This is a genomic window from Paenibacillus sp. NPDC057967 (genome assembly GCF_042887015.1).
Taxonomy (GTDB): Bacteria; Bacillota; Bacilli; order Paenibacillales; family Paenibacillaceae; genus Pristimantibacillus.
Genome location: NZ_JBHVQB010000001.1, coordinates 189,056 through 207,792, shown reverse-complemented (window position 1 = coordinate 207,792; position 18,737 = coordinate 189,056). Strand labels below are relative to the sequence as shown.

Annotated in this window: 18 protein-coding genes; 16 read left to right on the top strand and 2 right to left on the bottom strand. The window is 53.6% G+C overall.

Going from position 1 to position 18,737, the window contains the following annotated elements:
• Positions 1 to 17: 17 nt before the first annotated feature.
• The 9 genes from ACFVSO_RS01020 to ACFVSO_RS00980 all read left to right on the top strand — a co-directional run bounded on the left by ACFVSO_RS01020 (position 18) and on the right by ACFVSO_RS00980 (position 7,832).
• On the top strand, positions 18 to 1,697 hold the full coding sequence (locus tag ACFVSO_RS01020) for a two-component system sensor histidine kinase NtrB (RefSeq protein ID WP_387469162.1): 1,680 nt from the start codon (positions 18 to 20) through the stop codon (positions 1,695 to 1,697).
• A gap of 55 nt (positions 1,698 to 1,752) precedes the next feature.
• Positions 1,753 to 1,893: a hypothetical protein gene (locus ACFVSO_RS01015; protein ID WP_387469160.1), complete on the top strand. Its 141-nt coding sequence runs from the start codon at positions 1,753 to 1,755 to the stop codon at positions 1,891 to 1,893.
• A 19-nt stretch (positions 1,894 to 1,912) separates the two neighbouring features.
• The gene (locus tag ACFVSO_RS01010) at positions 1,913 to 2,215 is read left to right on the top strand and encodes a DUF3905 domain-containing protein (protein ID WP_387469158.1); all 303 of its coding nucleotides are present in this window, start codon (positions 1,913 to 1,915) and stop codon (positions 2,213 to 2,215) included.
• A 165-nt stretch (positions 2,216 to 2,380) separates the two neighbouring features.
• Complete coding sequence (locus ACFVSO_RS01005; protein ID WP_387469156.1) at positions 2,381 to 2,815, top strand: BrxA/BrxB family bacilliredoxin; 435 nt, start codon at positions 2,381 to 2,383, stop codon at positions 2,813 to 2,815.
• 13 nt (positions 2,816 to 2,828) lie between these two features.
• Positions 2,829 to 3,638, top strand: a complete 810-nt coding sequence (nadE, locus tag ACFVSO_RS01000) for an ammonia-dependent NAD(+) synthetase (RefSeq protein ID WP_387469153.1) — start codon at positions 2,829 to 2,831, stop codon at positions 3,636 to 3,638.
• A 267-nt stretch (positions 3,639 to 3,905) separates the two neighbouring features.
• Positions 3,906 to 4,973, top strand: a complete 1,068-nt coding sequence (locus ACFVSO_RS00995; protein WP_387469151.1) for a DUF4198 domain-containing protein — start codon at positions 3,906 to 3,908, stop codon at positions 4,971 to 4,973.
• Positions 4,974 to 4,976: 3 nt separating this feature from the next.
• Positions 4,977 to 7,094, top strand: coding sequence for a copper resistance protein CopC (locus ACFVSO_RS00990; protein WP_387469149.1), 2,118 nt, complete (start codon positions 4,977 to 4,979; stop codon positions 7,092 to 7,094).
• Between the two features lie 53 nt (positions 7,095 to 7,147).
• Positions 7,148 to 7,546, top strand: coding sequence for a holo-ACP synthase (gene acpS, locus ACFVSO_RS00985; RefSeq protein WP_387469147.1), 399 nt, complete (start codon positions 7,148 to 7,150; stop codon positions 7,544 to 7,546).
• A gap of 58 nt (positions 7,547 to 7,604) precedes the next feature.
• Complete coding sequence (locus tag ACFVSO_RS00980; protein WP_387469145.1) at positions 7,605 to 7,832, top strand: hypothetical protein; 228 nt, start codon at positions 7,605 to 7,607, stop codon at positions 7,830 to 7,832.
• A gap of 476 nt (positions 7,833 to 8,308) precedes the next feature.
• On the opposite strand, the gene ACFVSO_RS00975 is transcribed toward ACFVSO_RS00980, so the two are convergent.
• On the bottom strand, positions 8,309 to 8,686 hold the full coding sequence (locus tag ACFVSO_RS00975) for a c-type cytochrome (protein ID WP_387469143.1): 378 nt from the start codon (positions 8,684 to 8,686) through the stop codon (positions 8,309 to 8,311).
• 123 nt (positions 8,687 to 8,809) lie between these two features.
• Between ACFVSO_RS00975 and mutY the strand changes: the two genes are divergently transcribed.
• From mutY to ACFVSO_RS00960, 3 genes are all read left to right on the top strand, one after another.
• Complete coding sequence (gene mutY / locus ACFVSO_RS00970) at positions 8,810 to 10,045, top strand: A/G-specific adenine glycosylase (RefSeq protein ID WP_387470512.1); 1,236 nt, start codon at positions 8,810 to 8,812, stop codon at positions 10,043 to 10,045.
• A complete protein-coding gene (locus ACFVSO_RS00965; RefSeq protein ID WP_387469141.1) occupies positions 10,042 to 10,677 on the top strand; it encodes a bifunctional 4-hydroxy-2-oxoglutarate aldolase/2-dehydro-3-deoxy-phosphogluconate aldolase in 636 nt (211 codons plus the stop codon). The genes mutY and ACFVSO_RS00965 overlap by 4 nt, the downstream gene beginning before the upstream one ends.
• 134 nt (positions 10,678 to 10,811) lie before the next feature.
• A complete protein-coding gene (locus ACFVSO_RS00960) occupies positions 10,812 to 12,002 on the top strand; it encodes a transglutaminase domain-containing protein (RefSeq protein WP_387469139.1) in 1,191 nt (396 codons plus the stop codon).
• An 87-nt stretch (positions 12,003 to 12,089) separates the two neighbouring features.
• Here ACFVSO_RS00960 and ACFVSO_RS00955 read toward each other — a convergent pair whose 3' ends face one another.
• Positions 12,090 to 13,238: a virulence factor gene (locus ACFVSO_RS00955; protein ID WP_387469137.1), complete on the bottom strand. Its 1,149-nt coding sequence runs from the start codon at positions 13,236 to 13,238 to the stop codon at positions 12,090 to 12,092.
• Between the two features lie 219 nt (positions 13,239 to 13,457).
• Here ACFVSO_RS00955 and ACFVSO_RS00950 point away from each other — a divergent pair, with 219 nt between their 5' ends.
• The 4 genes from ACFVSO_RS00950 to ACFVSO_RS00935 all read left to right on the top strand — a co-directional run bounded on the left by ACFVSO_RS00950 (position 13,458) and on the right by ACFVSO_RS00935 (position 18,669).
• Positions 13,458 to 14,561, top strand: coding sequence for an MBL fold metallo-hydrolase (locus tag ACFVSO_RS00950; RefSeq protein ID WP_387469135.1), 1,104 nt, complete (start codon positions 13,458 to 13,460; stop codon positions 14,559 to 14,561).
• Positions 14,562 to 14,599: 38 nt separating this feature from the next.
• The gene (locus ACFVSO_RS00945; RefSeq protein WP_387469132.1) at positions 14,600 to 15,661 is read left to right on the top strand and encodes a Gfo/Idh/MocA family protein; all 1,062 of its coding nucleotides are present in this window, start codon (positions 14,600 to 14,602) and stop codon (positions 15,659 to 15,661) included.
• A 203-nt stretch (positions 15,662 to 15,864) separates the two neighbouring features.
• Complete coding sequence (locus tag ACFVSO_RS00940) at positions 15,865 to 17,484, top strand: ABC-F family ATP-binding cassette domain-containing protein (protein WP_387469129.1); 1,620 nt, start codon at positions 15,865 to 15,867, stop codon at positions 17,482 to 17,484.
• A gap of 267 nt (positions 17,485 to 17,751) precedes the next feature.
• Positions 17,752 to 18,669, top strand: a complete 918-nt coding sequence (locus ACFVSO_RS00935) for a cation diffusion facilitator family transporter (RefSeq protein ID WP_387469127.1) — start codon at positions 17,752 to 17,754, stop codon at positions 18,667 to 18,669.
• The last annotated feature ends 68 nt before the right edge of the window (positions 18,670 to 18,737 follow it).

Sequence of the window (18,737 nt, the reverse complement as noted above, 5' to 3'; positions counted from 1 at the left end):
AAGGAGGCCGGCTTTTCGTGCTGAAGGATTTGCTGCTCCAATTTTTTTTATCCGTACTCCCCGTATTTGCATTCTTGCTTTGGCATGACAAAGAACGTGGCTGGAACGGATTCAGGCTGTTCATAACTGTAACGAGCGGTATCTCGATGGTTTTGTGCTTGCTTACGACATCATCTGTTCATGAATATGAGATTGATTTTCGTGTGGTGCCGTATTTGATCGGTTCATTATATGGCGGATATCGTGCGTTGGCAGCGCTTACGGTTCTTTATGCAGGCTTGCGCATGACGACCGTAGATTATATGGAAGAGATGTACGGTTTTCTGGTGTACCTGATTGTGTTCCTGGTCATCTTATTATTTCTGATCGGTCCGTTCCAGAAAGCTGCTGCCGCCAAGAAGGAAAAGATTGGTGTATTCATTGTCAGTATATTGCTGGTCGTGTTAATAAGCATTATTTATGTATTGATGAGCCAAGCCGGCGCTCCATGGACGTCAACGGTTTCATTGAACGTGCTGATGGCCACAATTGGTCTCCTGCTGGCTGTTTGGCTGTCCATCTACATAATAGAAGGCTTGAAGGAGAAGCAGCAGTTGCATGACAAAGTTATTCAGCTGTCGGCAAGCTATTTGAATGAAGTAGAGAAGCTGCAGCAATTTATTGATAAAGCTCCAATAGCCGTTATGATGGTTGACCGGGATGCCAGAATTACGCATGTGAACGATGAAAGCTTCAGATTGCTGGGCATGAAAGATAGCTTCGGCTCGGTCGAGGACGTGAAGAAGCGACCGTATCGGAATGTGTTTCAGGAGGGCGCAGACCATGCCTGCATTCCTCTATTGGATGAAGCCTTGAACGGCATGACGACAACAACCGTTCCCCAGATGGAGGAAGGCGCCATGCTGCTGTACACAACGGTGACGCTGCGGGATACTGGCAGCCACGAGGTGGCGGGTGCCGCCTTGATTGCACAGGATGTGACGGAGCTAAGCCAGCTTAGAGATGAGCTGGGCAGAATGGAGAGACTCAGCCTCGTCGGACAAATGGCGGCCAGCATTACGCATGAGATCCGCAACCCCATGGCTGTCATCAGGGGGTTCGTACAGCTGATTCAGGAGAGAAGCCCGCAAAGCCAGCATGAGTACTTCCGCATCATAATGGAAGAGCTGGATCGCGCCAATCTGATTATTAGCGATTTTCTATCTCTTGCCCAAAACCGAGAGCTCAAGATGGAGCTGGCGTCCATTAATACAACGATTAGCGACTTGGTTCCCCTGCTGAATGCCGATGCCAACTTAAGAGGGCAGTCGCTTGAAGTGATGTTATGCAAGGATGTGCCGCATATGAAGCTGAATGATCGAGAGATTAAGCAGATGCTGCTGAACATCGCCAGAAACGGGATGGAGGCGATGGGGGAAAAGGGGAATCTGCGTATTAAAACCGACTATAGGGAAGGGGAAATCAGCGTGTATATATCGGATGAAGGCGCGGGTATTCCGCAGGATAAGCTCAAGCATATGTTTGAGCCCTTCTTCACGACAAAGACCCGTGGTACGGGACTCGGCCTGCCGCTCTGTCTAAGCATCGCGGAGCGGCATGGGGGGCGAATCGATGTCGAGACAGCCGAAGGGGAAGGCACAACTTTTATCGTCACCTTCAACATAACGGAAGAGGACGCCGGGCATTCTAATCCATGAATGGATAATAGCGGACGCCTCAAGGCGCCGTAATCCGCGAAGGAGGCAGAACAATATGTCCGAGAGAACGAAGCAAGACGGAAGCTCCCTGGAGCAGAAGTCGCAAGCGGCTCAGAACGCATCCAAAGCCAGCGGAGCGGACGACAGTGCCGGCATAGACAAGAAGCTGAACGGGCCCAACCGTCCGTCGACCTGATCGGCAGAAGGGGACAGCGTTGAGCGACAACCATTCTAACCAGCATAAGCCGGAGGATGATCCCGCCCTTGATCCTTACGAAATCGAGTTTCTCCCGCAATTCCGCGAGGGCAGAGGGCCGGAAGCTCCATTTCTCAATGATTACGGGGTGGTGATCGGCGATCATATGTATGAATCCCCGCACTCTCCATTGGAGCAATGGAGCATCGATACCGATCCTGCTGTCATGGCTGGCGATCAATGGGTGCATCCCTTCAAGGACATCGGTTTTCTGACTGCGGAGAACCGCGATTGGTTCGAGCGCGGCATCGAGCCGGAGTGAGGTACATTCTTCCATCCGGAGCATGATGCCGCAAGCGGAGCCGATCAGCCGGAACCGGAGCCAGAGCCGCGGGAAAGGGAGCAATCGGAGTAGCAACTCCGGTTGCTTTATTTTCGTAAGGGACGGTATAATAGCTTAAAATAGTCCTTGAAGGAGTGTATTAGCATGTCGATGTCATTCGAGAGATATATGTTGGACATGGTTCAACCAATGCGTGACGATCTTACGAAGCTGGGGATTCAAGAGCTTCGCACAGCGGAAGAAGTAGAAGAGCATGTGCCAGGGGCACAAGGAACGGCGCTGATCGTAATCAATTCCGTGTGCGGATGCGCGGCAGGCCAATGCCGTCCGGGCGTAGCCCAAGCGTTGCAGAACGAGAAGCTGCCTAATCACCTGTTTACAGTGTTCGCAGGCCAAGATAAGGAAGCTACTGCGAAGGCACGCGAATACTTCGCGCCATATCCGCCTTCTTCCCCTTCTATCGCACTGATGAAGGACGGAGAGCTGGTTCACTTTATTGAGCGCCACCAAATCGAGAATCGTTCCGCAGCTGATATTGCGGAAGACTTGACGGACGCATTCAACAAATATTGCGGTTAATAGGAGCTGCCAGATGACTTTACAAGAGGAAATTATTAAGCGTCTCGGCGTAAAGCCCGAGATTGATCCGGCTGCCGAAATTCGCAAACGGGTCGATTTCTTGAAGAAATATGTACTAGACGCGAATGCAGCCGGCCTGCTCATCGCCATTAGCGGCGGCATTGACAGTGCGGTTGTTGCAGGTCTGTGCAAGTGCGCGACGGATGAGCTCAGCGAAGAGACGGGCAAAGAATATATGACCCTTGGCGTCTTCCAGCCTTATGACAAGCAAGTAGATATTGCCGACAGCTATGCGGTTGCAGAAGCATTCGACCTATTGCATAAGGTAGAGACGAATATCGGCGAAGCTGTTGATGAGATTGCTCTTGAGGTCGAGCATGGCTTCAAGTCGCTTGGCATTCACCGCCATATAAGCCGTGGAGGCAAAGGCAACGTCAAAGCGAGAACCCGAATGGTCATGCAATATGCGCTCGCCTTCGATATGAACCTGCTTGTAGTCGGGACGGATCATGCTTCGGAGGCCGTGACCGGCTTCTATACGAAGTGGGGCGACGGAGCGGTTGATCTTACGCCGCTTAGCACCTTGAACAAGCGCCAGGTGAGGCTTGTGGCTGCACATCTGGGCGTTCCCGACAGCGTGCTGCACAAAGCGCCGACAGCCGGCCTATGGGACGGTCAGACGGACGAGGACGAGCTTGGCATCAAGTACGATGAGAACAGCGATTATCTGGAAGGCAAGGATATTGCGCCACAGACTCGTGAAAAGCTAGAAAAGCAATATTTGAAGACCGAGCATAAACGTTCGGCTATTCCCGGCATTTAAGCCATTCTCGCTGAATGCTGTAGCTGGATTAACAGACTGTCCCTTGGAGCTGTACAGGTTCCGAGGGGCAGTTTTTTTCTGCGTACCGGAGCGTTATTAACGGATTGCATGCTTTAGGGAAAGACGCTAATGAAAATAAATGAAAATGAAATCCATTCGTTCACAATTTGTTCACAATTAGATGACTCGTTCGGGTCATGTGTTTATCGGCTGTTGTTGTTACAATATGTAAGTTAATATTAATTTGATAAGAGAGGTTGATGTAGGATGTCTATTCGCAAGAAAATGACAGGCGCGCTTCTCGCAGCCGTATTGACGGTTAGCGCGGCAATACCGGTATTCGCCCATGACGGCTGGTCGCAGACCAATTCGCCCATAGTGGCGCCAGGGCAAGTATCTTATGTGGAACTTATGCTTGGCAATCATTCCAATGAGCACAAGAGCTATCGCATTGCGGGACAATGGAGCACGGATACGTCGAAGGTGTTCGTTACGACGCCGGGCGGCGTGAAGTCCGACATTACGGGAACCACATTCTATACAGGCGAAGCAGCTACGGAGACGGAGCCTGCGGTCAACAATTATTTTGTTGCATCGTTCAAGTCGAATACGCCTGGCGCTTATATCGTTTCGGTTGAAGGCGACAGCATCTTCAAGCATGGCGGCGTAGGCAGTCGCACGCTGCGCAGCGCAAAGTCATTTGTTGCCGTAAGCGACATTCCGGTAATTGAACGCGTGAAGGCGCTTCAAGGCTTCTCGAAGGAAGTAAGCCCGGACCGCGCAGAGCTTATTCCGCTTTTCAATCCGGCTGCTGTAACAGCTGGCGAAGAAGTATCCATTCAATTGCTGCTGAAGGGCGAGCCGCTGGCTGACACGAACGTGGATGTGATTCGCCGCAGCAACTCGGAGCCAACTGAGCTTGTAACAGACAAAGACGGCAAGATTACGTTCAAGACTGGCGCAGCGGACTACTACCTCGTTCGTGCCAAGCCGGCAACGAAGGAAGCCAAGGAAGGCGAATATGATCAGACGAGCTATGAAGCGACGATGACGTTCACCGTTCAGAATGAATCGCCGAAGCTTCCGGGCAAGCCGTCCTCCAATGCACCGCATGTCTATGTTGACGGTGTTGCAGTCGCACAGGATGGAGCTGTCAAAGTAGAGAAGGGCGTGACGAAAGCATCCGCTGACTTCATCCGCGATCATATCGATCCAAGTTACGCTTCCCAGGAAGCAGGCGCACTTCGCGCTGTAGCAGAGGCGGCAGGCGCGACCGTGGAATACTTCCCGGCCGTTGGCGAATCCAGAGCCGCAGTTGCGATTTACTCGAAATAACGCATGATGAAAAAAAGTTATTCCTTACTGGCTATTCTGCTGGTAGTATGGGCATGCCTGCCGAGCTTCGTCTCGGCACATGCCTATATTTATCAGTCCTCTCCGCTGGCCAATGCGGTTCTGGATAGCTCGCCATCTCAGATCAAGCTTACATTTACCGAAAAAATCGATACCAAAATGAGCTCCATTACGCTTGAAAACAGCGCGGGCGGAGAAGTGAAGGGGACGCTCAGCAGCGATGGCGACTTAACGCTTGTTCTGACGATACCAAAGCTGGAGCAGGGCGTGTATAAGGTCAAATGGCAGGTGCTGTCCCTGGACACGCATGTGACGGACGGTTCCTTCCAATTCTCTATCGGAGTGGAGCTGGAGACGAAGGCGCCGGATGATACGGCGTCGCTGGATGGCGGTTCTGGCGGCAGCGTCAAGCCGACTGCCAAGCCGACTGCCACTGCCAAGCCTTCTCCCTCCCCTATGATTACTGCGCCTCCGGCAAGCACGGCTGTGACGCCGAAGCCTTCCGTGACGCCGTCACCGGATAGCCCTGCGAAGCAGGAGCCGTCCACGGCTATTGGCTCAGCGAGTCCGACGCCGATACCAACCCCGACTCTAGACGCAGCCGGAAGCATAGAGCCGGCGCAGCCTGACCAGACTAACGCTTCATCGCCAGATGAGCCGATATCCGGTCAGGAATCAGAGAATGATGAAGGCGGCGGGACTGCGTCAGAGCCTGTGGACGCAGAGCCTGCCGGTACGGATGAAGCTGAAGAAGCCAGCGGCGTCATTGAAGGCGAGACGGAGCCGCCTGTTGCAAGTGCAAGCGGTGATTCAAGCGAGAATGCTGCAAGCAGCAGCGGTGAGGAGCATAACCATGCCGGAGGCCATGCTCTTATGGTGTTCCTGCGCATTGCAGAGGTGCTGGCTGCACTGGCTGTCGGCGGCATTTTGTTTTTCCGCTATGCGTTGTGGAGATCAGAGAGCGGAGAGCCACCGATCGGATTTTCGCTTCGAGCGGAGCAATATGTCATCGCTGCCGCCGCCGTCATCTGGATTGCATCCGGCTGGGGCAGAATTGACATGCTGGCTTCGCAATTCAGCGGCATCGCATGGAACGATATTTTATCGCAGACTGTGGTAGGCAAGGTCGCCTTCATGAGGCCGGCTGCCGCCATTATTATTTTGCTGCTGGCTTTTGCCCCGAAACGCGAGGAGGTATGGGCCAATCCGGTCAAATGGCTGTTGGCGGCGGGCATCATTGTCACCTTCCCGCTGACGGGCCATGCCTACGCGGCAGCTGAGGACGCAATGGTTGCCATTATCGCCCATACGGTTCATATGGGCACAGCGGCCGTCTGGTTCGGCGGATTGACCGGCCTATGGATGCTCACTTACCGTCCTGCGGGGAGTGAAACCCTGCTGCGAGCTGGTGACAAGTTCGCCATGTACGCCTTGCCCAGCATCGTCCTCATTATCATCAGTGGAATATGGCTGACGCTGGATCATCTCTCTTCGTGGAGCCAGCTGTGGAGCAGCGATTACGGCAGGCTCGCTCTTGTCAAAATCGTCCTGCTGCTGCTCGTCGTTGGCATAGCGGCCGTTCATCGGCTGTTGAGGAGCAAAGCATCCGGTGAACGTGCGCTTATATGGGGTGTGCGTGCGGAGATTGTGGCTGCGGTCGCGCTGATTGTCTTTGCCGGCTGGCTGTCGACAACGTCCCCTCCGCCTTATTCACCGCTGAATGCGGCCAGAGAGCCTGTATACTGGCATGTCATGGGTGAGCATGCGCATATGACGCTGCGGGTTAATGAGAGCAAAGGCGGTTCGCAGGTAGTGAAGCTGGATGTCTGGCTGCGCGAAGATCAAGGCGAGCCGGATGAGCTTCGAGTGGAGTTCGTACCGGAGACTGGAGATGCAGCGGGAACGGTTGCCATTCCAGTAGAGTTGCAAGAAGGCGGCAGCGATCCATTCGGCTTCCCTGGATTCAACAAGTACAGCTATTCAGCGGAAGGCGCCTATCTTGGCGCAGCCGAGGGGGGCCGACTGAAGGTAAGCTTCAAGGATAAGAGCGGCGAAGCTTTCGCTTACGAGAAGCCTCTGAACGATGCAAGTCTGACGCCTTGACAAACGATTGCTTCATCTGCTAATGTCTCCATCATGAAAGAGGGGGCGCAGGCATGATAATAGGAATCGGACATGATCTGACAGATGTGGCGAGAGTCTCCGAGATGCTGGAGAGCAAGCTTCGCGACAGATTCATGCAGCGTATATTGACTCCAGGCGAACGGAAGATTTGCTCGGTATATGGCGGACCGCGCCTGCATCAGTATGTTGCGGGGCGGTTCGCTGCCAAGGAAGCGATCGCCAAGTCATTCGGCTGCGGCATTGGAGCTTTGCTTGGTTTTGGAGATATAGATATCGGACGGGATACTTCAGGCAAGCCGATTTGCAAGCTGTCTGCTGCAGCGTGGGACCGATTAGGGTTTAGCGAAGAGGATACTGTCATTCACATTACGATTACGCATGAACGCGCTCTTGCTTCGGCTTTTGCCGTTGTCGAACGGATAAAACTGTAACCTTTGGCCCATACTGCGAATGTAATAGCAGTAGAGATGCGGCGAGAGGAGAATGGCAATGAACAGAGGGCGTCAGCAAAGCGCGAAGAGGCGGTTCAAGACAGGTCAGTGGGTGCAATATGAAGGTATGTATTCCAATGATTGGGGCGATGATCTGCTGCTCGTTCAAGGCGACCTATTCCCGACCCACCCCCAAATGGGAGAAACCCATTGGTTTTATGCAGGTCCCGCAGTCCATTACGATCACAAGTCTCCGAAGTCCAATGGGCATTACATCGGTTATTGAGACAATATAGATGGGGCATTCCCATAAGCAGCCACTTTCGCTTATGGAGACAGTTCGCTTGGTGAAATACGTGTAAAAATAATAAAATGGCGGTGTTCAGGATGATATTCCTGCCACCGCCATTTTTTGTTTCCGAGTAATGAGTCCCATCCCAAGCTAGTAACGCTATTCACATTTTTGGCGTGAATAGTGGTGTGGCAACACTAATTTACTTTATCGCGCGATTTTGGAGTTTTAACGTTTCTCTGCAACCCTAATTTCGAGTTTTCGTCCTTTGGCACGAATAGTGGTGTGTGGCAACATTATTTCGCCTTTTGGAGTGATTTCGTGCATTTAATGTTACTTGGCACCACTATTTACGAATAACCGTTCTATCGATGAAACTAGTGTTGCGCAGCGTGAGCATTCTTATTTAGATAGATTGATCGCCTCGCGGCCAGGGCATAACTTGACCGCCGGGCGCATCTGATAAGGTATTATTGCTTGGAAGCCAGCCATTCGGCCAGACCATCGATTTCTTGCTGTGATAAGGAATCGGCGAATCCCGGCATCAGCCCTTTTCCTTGCTCGATCTGAGCGGTAATCTCCTCGGCGCTCATACGGGAGCCGACCTGCTGCAGGTTCGTATTGGCGCCGACGCGTCCTTGCAGATCGGTGCCGTGGCAGCCTAGGCAGCGAGACTTGTAGACAGCTGCAATATCAGACGGGGCGTCCTTCAAGTAGTCGCCCTTTGGAGCGCTTCCTGCAGGATTGCCGCCTCCTGTCGGGCTGCCGCCGCATGCGGCCAATGATAAAACCAAGGCCAGAATGGCGGACCATTTCGCTAGTTGAATGGTTAGTTTGGGAGTAAGCAACGGAACTCTCTCCTTTCTCTTCCATGTTATTCATAGGAATATATGCGTATAATTCGTATAATAGAGGAATAAGAGAGAACAAACAACCACTCCGAGAACGGGAAGGATTACGATAGTATGACAATGCAAGATGAAGCAAAGCAATATTTCAGCCGGGAGCTGCTGGCCTGGTATCAAAGAGGCAATCGGGATCTTCCGTGGCGCCGGAATAAGGACCCTTACCGGATATGGGTATCGGAGATTATGCTGCAGCAGACAAGGGTCGATACAGTTATCCCATACTTTGAGCGATTCATGGCGAACTTTCCGACCGTACAGGCGCTAGCCGAAGCGCCGGAGGACGAGGTGCTGAAGTGCTGGGAGGGACTTGGCTATTATTCCAGAGCGAGAAACTTGCAGGCGGGCGCAAGGATGGTCATGGAGCGTTACAATGGCATCATTCCGGATGATAAGGATTCCGTAGCGGGACTTAAGGGAGTCGGGCCGTATACGACTGGCGCGATTATGAGCATCGCCTTCAACCGTCCGGAGCCTGCGGTGGATGGCAACGTCATGAGGGTGCTCTCCCGCTATTTCTGCCTGGAAGATGATATTGCCAAGCCGTCTACGAGAGTAGGCATCGAAAAGCTAGCCGCAAGCCTGATTCCGGAAGGAGCGGCGGGGGACTTCAATCAGGCGCTTATGGAGCTTGGCGCACTCGTTTGTACGCCCAAGTCGCCAAGCTGCTTGCCATGTCCGGTCATGGAGCATTGTGCGGCGCGCATGGAGGGACGCGAGACTGAGCTTCCAATCAAGTCCAAGGCCAAGCCGCCGCGGCAGGAATACCGCTTGGCGGTCATTGTCGAGGGAACTGGCAAGCATGCGGGGAAAGTACTGGTCAGACAGCGTCCCGAAACGGGACTGCTGGCGCAGATGTGGGAACTGCCGCATCTGCTCCTGGACGGCAGCCGCAGCGGCATGTTCGTTAATACCGCTCCGAAGGAGCAGGGCGAACTGGCTGAAGAAGTTATTCGAATGGTGGAGACGGATGCCGGCCTGCTGATTCGTCCGACGGGATGGTTCGCGGACGCGGATCATATCTTTAGCCATATCCATTGGCGAATGAGAGTATATGCTGCCGATATGGGCATTGCGGACAGCGGGATGGCAGCAGAAGGAGCGGCTCTGTATTTGGCAAGCTCTTCAGCAGGCGAGTCGGCAGCCGCACTGGAGGACTTGCCTGCAGGGGAACAAAGCCGCTATCGCTGGATTGCGCGGGATGAGATGGACAAGCTTCCATTCCCGAATTTGTTCTTGAAGCTGCTGAATGACTATTGGAGCAGGAAATCATCAGGTGGAAAAGGGGTAGAATGGGAATGAGCGGCATGCTGAATGAATTGCTGAAGCATAGAATTGTAGCCATCCTGCGGGGGATCGAGGATGACAAGGCCGATGATACGGCCAGAGCTCTGATCGAGGGCGGCATCCGATTGATGGAGATTACGATGAATACGGACGGTGCGGCGGCTATGATCAGCCGCTGGCGCGAGCGATTCGGCGGCGAGGCTCATATCGGAGCCGGAACGGTCGTAGACCTGGATACCGCCAAGCAAGCGGTTCAAGCGGGAGCCCAGTTTCTGATCTCGCCTAATTTGGATGAGGAAGTAATTGCATACGGCCGGGAGCATGGCGTCTCCGTCTGGCCAGGTGTGATGACGCCTACCGAGATCGTGAAAGCGGTCAAGGCTGGCGCGGAGGCGGTCAAGCTGTTTCCGATGGGATCGCTGGGAGTTAACTATTTGAAAGAAATTCGCGGCCCGCTTAAGGAAGTACCGATTCTGGCAACCGGAGGAGTCGATTTGGATAATATCGGGGAGTACTTCCAATCCGGAGCGAACGGAGTTGGTCTCGGCAGCAAGCTGGTCCATATGGAATGGGTGAAGGAAGGCCAGTTCCATAAGATTGCCGAGCGTGCTCATGCGTTCACTCATGCGGTCAGCAAGCTTGGCTAACCTTCTGAATGGGAGCCGATTTGCCGCTGGACTGGCATCATTCCCGTGGACGAACATATGATGTTAGGAAAGCGAGCAAGCTCTCGCCATTCGAGAGGCAGCTAATGCCGCAAGAGAGATTGAAGGAGGAGCCTATGCGTAAAGGAGCACTCAAGCTGCTGGCCATCGCGATTGTTGTTGCTGGCGTGTACAGCTTGAATTTGAAACTGAATTTGTTCCCGACGAGTGCAGATTCGAACCAGGAGCCGGCCCCCGTTGCCAGAACGGTCGAAGCGCCGAGTAAGCTGGCCGTCGCCGACGAGAAGGAGACGCCAGGCGGCTTCGAGAAGCTTGAGCTTGAGCTGGCCAAGGGATTCAAGGAGCGGGACGAACGGTTCTCAGCCTCTTATACGGGCGACAAGTCAGAGCTGTCCGACAAGATGACTGAAATTATTAGAGCGGCGCTTACGCATGACGATTACTCCGCTTACATACTGGAGTCATACTTATATACGATTCGGAGCTGGGGCAACAAGTCTACCATAACGGTGGAAGCGAAGTACCGGGAGACACCGGAGGAGACGGCCCAGGTGGAGCAGGCAGCAGATGCGGCGCTTGCCGCTATCTTGAAGCCTGGCATGAACGAGCACGAGAAGGTAAAGGCCATCCACGATTGGGTCGTTACGAATGTGGAGTACGATCAGTCGCTCAGCTACTATACCGCATATAATGCGATCTCACTCGGCAAGGCAGTATGCCAGGGGTATTCGCTGCTTGGCTATCTGATGCTGGAGAAAGCGGGAATACCGGTGCTTATTGCGGAGGGCAAGGTGAATACCGGCGAGCATGCCTGGAATATGGTGCAGCTCGACGGGCGATGGTACCATCTGGATCTGACATGGGATGATCCCGTCGGCGCGGAGGATGACCGGATTCGGTATACGTATTACTTGAAGACCGACGAGGAGCTTAGAGCCGACCATGAATGGATCAGGACCTATCCGGAGGCTTCCACCCGCTATGCCGACTCGTTGAAGGGGCTGGCGGAAGGGAGCGGCGGGGCTGACGCCGACCGATTCGAGAAGCTTAAAGTCGCGATAGGGCTGCATTGGCTGGAGGAAGAGCATACGGTAGCGGATGCCGTCCAGCTTAAGGAGCGCATCCGGTCAGCTGTATCCTCCCGCACGGGCAAGCTGGAGTTCCGCTACGAGCAAGGCGCAGACTTCCCGGATGAGCTGAAGGCGGCATTCGAGGGTGTCGGGGTAGCTGTCGGCTATAGAGCCAGCTATGAGAAGTTCGGCAGCGGCGATTCGCTGCTCGTTCAATTGCATCTGAATTATCCCTAGTTATTGAAGAAGGGCATGTCCCCCTGCAAAAAGAGCCTGCGAGAGAAGTGTCTTCTGACACAGATCCCGCAGGCTCTTGCTATAGGATTATTGCGTTTCCTGATTCCGTGCGGCGGTCATCTGCTGCCATACGGAGCCGGCTGCTTCCTCGCCGCGCTGAATGCGCTCCAGCGCAATCTGAGCTTGCAGCTTGATCTCGAATTCGCTGTCCTTTGCGGCTTCTTCGAGCGCCTCGATAGCCGATTCGTCGCCTGCCTCATAGAGGAAGCGTGCCGCTCTCCAGCGGACCAGCTTATTCTTGTCCTTCAGCGCATCAATCATCGGGCCTATCGCTGCAGGATCTCCGATATCGGACAAGGTATCTCCCGCTGTACGTCTTACGGATGAGGAGGAGTCCCTCAGCGCTTCGAACAGCAGCGGCATCGATTCCGGCGTCTTGAGGTCGCCCAGATAGATAACGCCCAGACGCTTGATCGACGCGTTATCGTCATGGATAGCCTTCTGGAGCAGCGGAATGCCGTCTGGCTCGCTTACATAGCGCTCTAATGCAGCATAACGAATCTGCCAGTCATCTGACTTGAATTGCTCCAGCGCTTCATCCAGCGACAGTGGAGCAGGTCTTGGCGCGACATTTGCTTCCTGCTCGCCGGGACCGGCTTGCAACGAAGCCTCGATGAGCATATTCAGCCGTTCCTCCGTATAAGTCGCTTCAAGCTCGCGCACGATCTCAGCGGCAATTTCCTCCGGTTCTCCGTAACGGACGCCGAATTCTTCCAGCTTACGCTCGCGGATCATGGTAGAGCCGGCAGCTGCGCTGACGGCGTCAGTGAATTTCGGAGGGAGGGCGGAGCGCACTTCCCGGTCATCCATCCGTACTCTGACTTGCATCGGGATGCCCCGGAACATCTGCACAAGCACTTGTGCCTCTCCGAATCCAGTGGCGATGCCGTCGCCTGCTGCCGTCGCAGCATCTCCGTCCCCAGCTTGCAGGAGCTGCCGGGCGTCCGCTAAGATGCGGGCCCAGTCCGCTCCCGGCTTGCGATCCAGCGCGATGAAGTCGGCGGTTCGGAATACGCTTCGGACGCCTTCTATGGCGAGCAGCCCTTTGAGCGGCTCTGGTGCGGTGCCCTGTTCGGACACCTTATAGGTCAGCCTTCTGCCGCGCGGGAGCATCTCGTCTACGTTCAGCTTCATGGAGTTGGGACTCGGCGTTGGTTCTATGGATAACAGTTTCATTTGAGCGAAACCTCCTTAAAGATAGTTATACGCATGTACAATGCCATCTACTCTACTATACCATGACAGCTGCGGATAATCCCAGTAATCGATACCGTGTGAGGGCAAAGCTGAGTAGACTGGATACGAGAGGGCGTTGTTCGTCGGAATTTGCAATGCATGCCCATGACTTGTTATCTTAAGGGTATGCCACAAGCAAACAGGGAGGGAAAGCGCAACTTGAGAAACAAAAGATATGTCAATCAGGATCAGGTTGAACAGCATAATTCCTTAAAGCAATTTAAAAGATGGCGTCAAGAACGAATCCGTAAGCTTAAGCTGAAGGATTATTCGTATAGGGTACCCCAAGCGGAACCGGACTTGCCTTTTCTAACAGGCAATAGAGAGATTCCGTCCATTACCTGGGTCGGTCATTCCACTTTCCTGATTCAGCTGGGGGGATTGAATATTGTAACGGACCCCGTATGGTCGGGACAAATGGCTTTCCAGAAACGGCTGGCTCCGCCCGGCATTCCCATTGAGGACGTGCCTCCCGTGGATGTGGTGCTTGTGTCTCATTCCCATTATGACCATTTGAGCATCGCATCGTTAAGGCGGCTGACAGGCGGCAGGCAGCTGCTCGTGCCGGCAGGGCTGAGCGCCAAGCTGAAGATGAAGGGATTCAGCAGCGTCAAGGAATTGCATTGGTGGGAGTCTGTTACGATCAAAGGCGTCAAATTCACATTCGTGCCTTCCCAGCATTGGACGCGACGCAATCCATGGGATACGAACAGCTCTCATTGGGGAGGCTGGGTCATGGAGACGGCGGGCGCTCACCGCCCCGTTATGCAGACGCATAATAGAGAAGAAACAGCCCAGGTGATGAGCGCTTCGTATCAAGAGACTGCGGCAGCCTCCGATTGGAAGACAGAGAAGCCGGAGAAAGGGAAGAACAGACCGTCTGAGCGGCCTGCTGTTCCTGCTTCGACGATTTATTTTGCGGGCGATAGCGGATACTTCCGCGGCTTCAAGGAGATCGGAAGCCGGTTCCAGATCGATGTGGCTCTGATGCCGATCGGCGCGTATGAGCCGGAATGGTTCATGAGCCCGCAGCATGTATCGCCGGAGGAGGCGCTGCAGGCATTCGAGGACACTGGTGCCAAGTGGTTCGTTCCGATGCATTACGGTGCCTTCAAGCTCGCGGACGACACGCCGCGGGAAGCGCTCGACCGCCTGGAAGCGGAACGCTGCCGGAGATGTCTGGAGGAAGAGCGTATCGTTGTGCTCCCGCTCGGAGAGACATGGAAGCTCACGAAGAACTCGGATGATCACTCCACGTCTTGATTCGCGAAGGATAGAGATTTTCCATTAGGAGGTTTCCTATGACAAATCAAAGTCTGAGGATCGGCATGATTGGAGCTGGAGGGATTGGCGGCGTCCATATCGAAACCTTCGCCAAGGTGGAGGGGGCTGAAGTGGCCGCAGTTGCGGATACATCTCTTCCGATGTCGCAGCAGAGAGCGGGGCAATATGGCATTGCGACGATTCACGCCGACCCGTGGGCGCTGCTGGCGGATGAGAACGTGGACGCGGTTGTCATAGCCGTCCCGAATCAATTTCATGCGCCTTATGCGATAGAGGCGCTAAAACAGGGCAAACATGTGCTTCTGGAGAAGCCAATGGCCATCGACTCAGCGGCTGCGCGCTCCATAGTCGAGGAGGCGGAGCAATCGGGCAAAGTGCTCATGATGGCGCATCAGATGCGATGGAAGGGATTAAGCCGCGCAGTGAAGGAGATCGTGGACCGAGGGGAGCTTGGCCGTATTTATCATGCCAAGACGGGCTGGCTTCGCAAGAAGGGGATTCCCGGCTGGGGCTCATGGTTCACGCGCAAGGAGCTTGCAGGCGGAGGTCCGCTTATCGACATCGGGGTCCATATGCTTGACTTGTCGCTGTATCTGATGGGCAATCCGCAGCCGCAATCCGTCTACGGTTCGACTTACGCGGAGTTTGGACCGAACCGCGAAGGCATCGGCAGCTGGGGTACGCCTGACTGGAACGGCTATTTCAATGTAGAGGATTTCGCATCGGCACTGATCAAGCTGGAGAACGGGGCGACGCTATCGCTTGAAGTCAGCTGGGCGGCGCATGCGGCTGGCTTGCCGGAGGAGCCGTTCCTGTATTTGATGGGCACGAAGGGCGGCATCTCGATCATAGGCGAGAGAGGGACATATACGACACATCGCAACAACGAGGTTGCTGAAAGCGAGATTGCGCCGTTTGCTGGCGAAGAGGATCGCATACTGATGGCCCGCCACTTTGTGGAATGCGTGCGGGATGGCTTGCAGCCTGCCGCCAACGCTTCGTCAGGCTATACGACCAATCGGATTCTGGATGCCATCTACGAATCTTCCCGTACCGGTCATGAAGTGGAGCTAATATAAAATTATGTTTATTGAAGGAACCTCTTCGCCGGCTGGCGCGTATGTATGCCGGGGAGAGGTTTTTTTGCACAGAAAGCCCGAATTGCGGCATAAATCCGTTATCTTTTCCATATAAGCCGCTTTCATCGTTCGTTTCTATAAGAGACTGTGCTATAATAGTTCGAGAAAATGCGATTTTGTAGTGAAGGACGGGATTAATAACTATGATTAGCACAAGTGGCATAACGCTTCGCTTTGGGAAGCGCGCGCTTTTTGAAGATGTCAATATCAAGTTTACGCCGGGCAACTGCTACGGCTTGATTGGAGCGAACGGGGCGGGCAAGTCTACGTTCCTCAAAATCCTTTCTGGCGAAGTGGAGCAATCCTCGGGCGAAGTTCATATTACGCCAGGCGAACGTCTTGCCGTACTGAAGCAGAACCATTACGAATACGATAGCTTCAAAGTGCTGGAGACGGTCGTTATGGGCCATAAGAAGCTGTATGAAGTGATGCGGGAAAAAGACGCGCTCTACGCGAAAGCTGACTTTACGGATGAAGACGGCATGCGCGCGGGCGAGCTTGAAGCTGAATTTGCAGATATGAACGGCTGGGAAGCGGAATCCGAGGCGGCAGAGATGCTGAACGGACTTGGTATCTCAACGGATCTGCATGACAAACTGATGTCCGAGCTGGGCGGCAACGAGAAGGTACGCGTCCTGTTGGCGCAAGCCTTGTTCGGTACGCCGCATATACTTCTGCTTGACGAACCTACCAACCACTTGGATATTGAATCGATCCGCTGGCTGGAAGACTTCCTCGCGAAGTATGAAGGCACAGTAGTCGTAGTCAGCCATGACCGTCACTTCTTGAATACGGTATGTACGCATATTGCGGACATTGACTTTGGCAAAATCCAAATGTACGTAGGCAACTACGACTTCTGGTACGAGTCCAGCCAGCTTGCTCTCTCGCTCATGCGTTCGGAGAACAAGAAGAAGGAAGACAAAATTAAGGAGCTGCAAGCGTTTGTTCAACGTTTCAGCGCCAACAAATCGAAGTCTAAGCAAGCAACTTCGCGTAAGAAGCTGCTTGATAAAATTACACTGGACGATATTCGTCCGTCGAACCGCAAATACCCGTTTATTTTGTTCAAAGGCGAGCGTGAAGCGGGCAAGCAGCTGTTGCTTGTAGATGGCCTGTCCAAGTCGGTCGAAGGCGAGAAGCTCATCGATAACCTGACGATTACGATCAACAAAGGCGACAAGATCGCTTTTGTCGGCCCGAACAGCTTGCCGAAGACGACGTTCTTCCAACTGATTGCCGGCGAGCTGGAGCCGGAGGCTGGCACGTATTCGTGGGGCGTGACAACGACTCGCGCATATTTCCCTAAGGATAACTCCGCTTATTTTGAGGGTGTTGACCTTAATCTGGTGGAGTGGCTGCGCCAATATTCCAAAGATCCGGATGAGACATTCCTTCGTGGCTTCTTAGGCCGTATGCTATTCTCTGGCGATGAAGCGATGAAGAAAGCAAGCGTACTGTCCGGCGGCGAGAAGGTCCGTTGCATGCTGTCCAAGATGATGCTGGAAGGCGCGAACGTGTTCATTTTGGATGAACCGACGAATCACTTGGATCTGGAGTCCATTACAGCGCTCAACAACGGCTTGATCGATACGGATTGCACGATCTTGTTCACATCGCATGACCATCAGTTTGTTCAGACGATTGCCAACCGTATTATCGAATTTACGCCGAATGGTGTAATCGACCGTATGATGACGTACGACGAGTACCTGGAGAGCGCGGAAGTGAAAGCGATTCGCGAGCGTATGTACTCGGTCTAAAATTTGCTCAAACATGAACCGTCCCGAAGCTATTATTCGGGACGGTTTTTTGCGCGGAATGGGAATGATTCGCATCCATTGCGTCCATTCTAACGGAGACTGCATCGGCCCCAACGGGCAGCTCCCGATTCTGGCCCTTGTCTCACTCTTTTGCCCTGAGGCATAAAAGCTCGCATAAGGTCAACACTGTTTCTCTAGACCCACACGGCACTGCTCGGGTATGATATCGAGAGACGTTTTGAAGAGATTGGCAGGAGGCTTGGCATTTTGACACAGTATGAGGATATTAAGGAAGGCGAGAAGGGTGCTTGGGTAAGCATAGCTGCTTATGTCGCCCTATCGGCCTTGAAGCTGGCAATTGGTTATTGGTTCATATCTGGAGCGCTTGTAGCAGACGGATACAATAACTTAACGGATATCGTGGCTTCCGTCGCGGTGCTGGTGGGGCTGCGCATTTCGCAGAAGCCGCCCGACAAAGACCACCCGTACGGCCACTTCCGGGCGGAGACGATCGCGGCACTTATTGCGTCTTTTATTATGGCGACGGTGGGCATTCAGGTCCTTATTACCGCCGTAAGATCGATTATTGCAGCCGAGCACACGACACCTAATATGATTACAGCTTGGGTAGCTCTATTTTCAGCCGTATGTATGGGTGCGGTTTACTTGTACAATAGCCGTCTGGCCCGCAAGATTAATAACCAGGCGCTGATGGCTGCGGCCAAGGATAACCTGTCGGATGCTCTGGTGAGTATCGGGGCGGCGGTCGGCATTATCGGCTCCCAATTCGGCATGCCCTGGCTGGACCCGGTTGCGGCGCTACTCGTCGGCCTTATTATATGCAAGACAGCGTGGAGCATTTTCTACAGTTCGACCCATGCGCTTACCGACGGCTTCGACGAGAAGGAGCTTACGACGCTGCGGGCGACCATCGCCAAGACCAAAGGCGTTATCGCAATTAAGGACATTAAGGCCAGAATTCACGGGAGCAATGTGCTGGTGGACGTCATTGTGCTGGTAGATCCCGAATTATCCTTGATTGAGAGTCACCGGATCTGCGATGAAATTGAACGAAGAATGGGTCGGAAGCACAATATTATGGGTGTTCATGTCCATGTCGAGCCGCTGGAACAGGATCATAAGGCCGCCAATGATGGCTTAAATCCACTGCCGGAAGGCCGCTAAGGCCGCTTGGTAAATAGGACCAAATTTTATTTTGTGATTAGAAATTGAGTCTTTAGTCCTATTAGGTG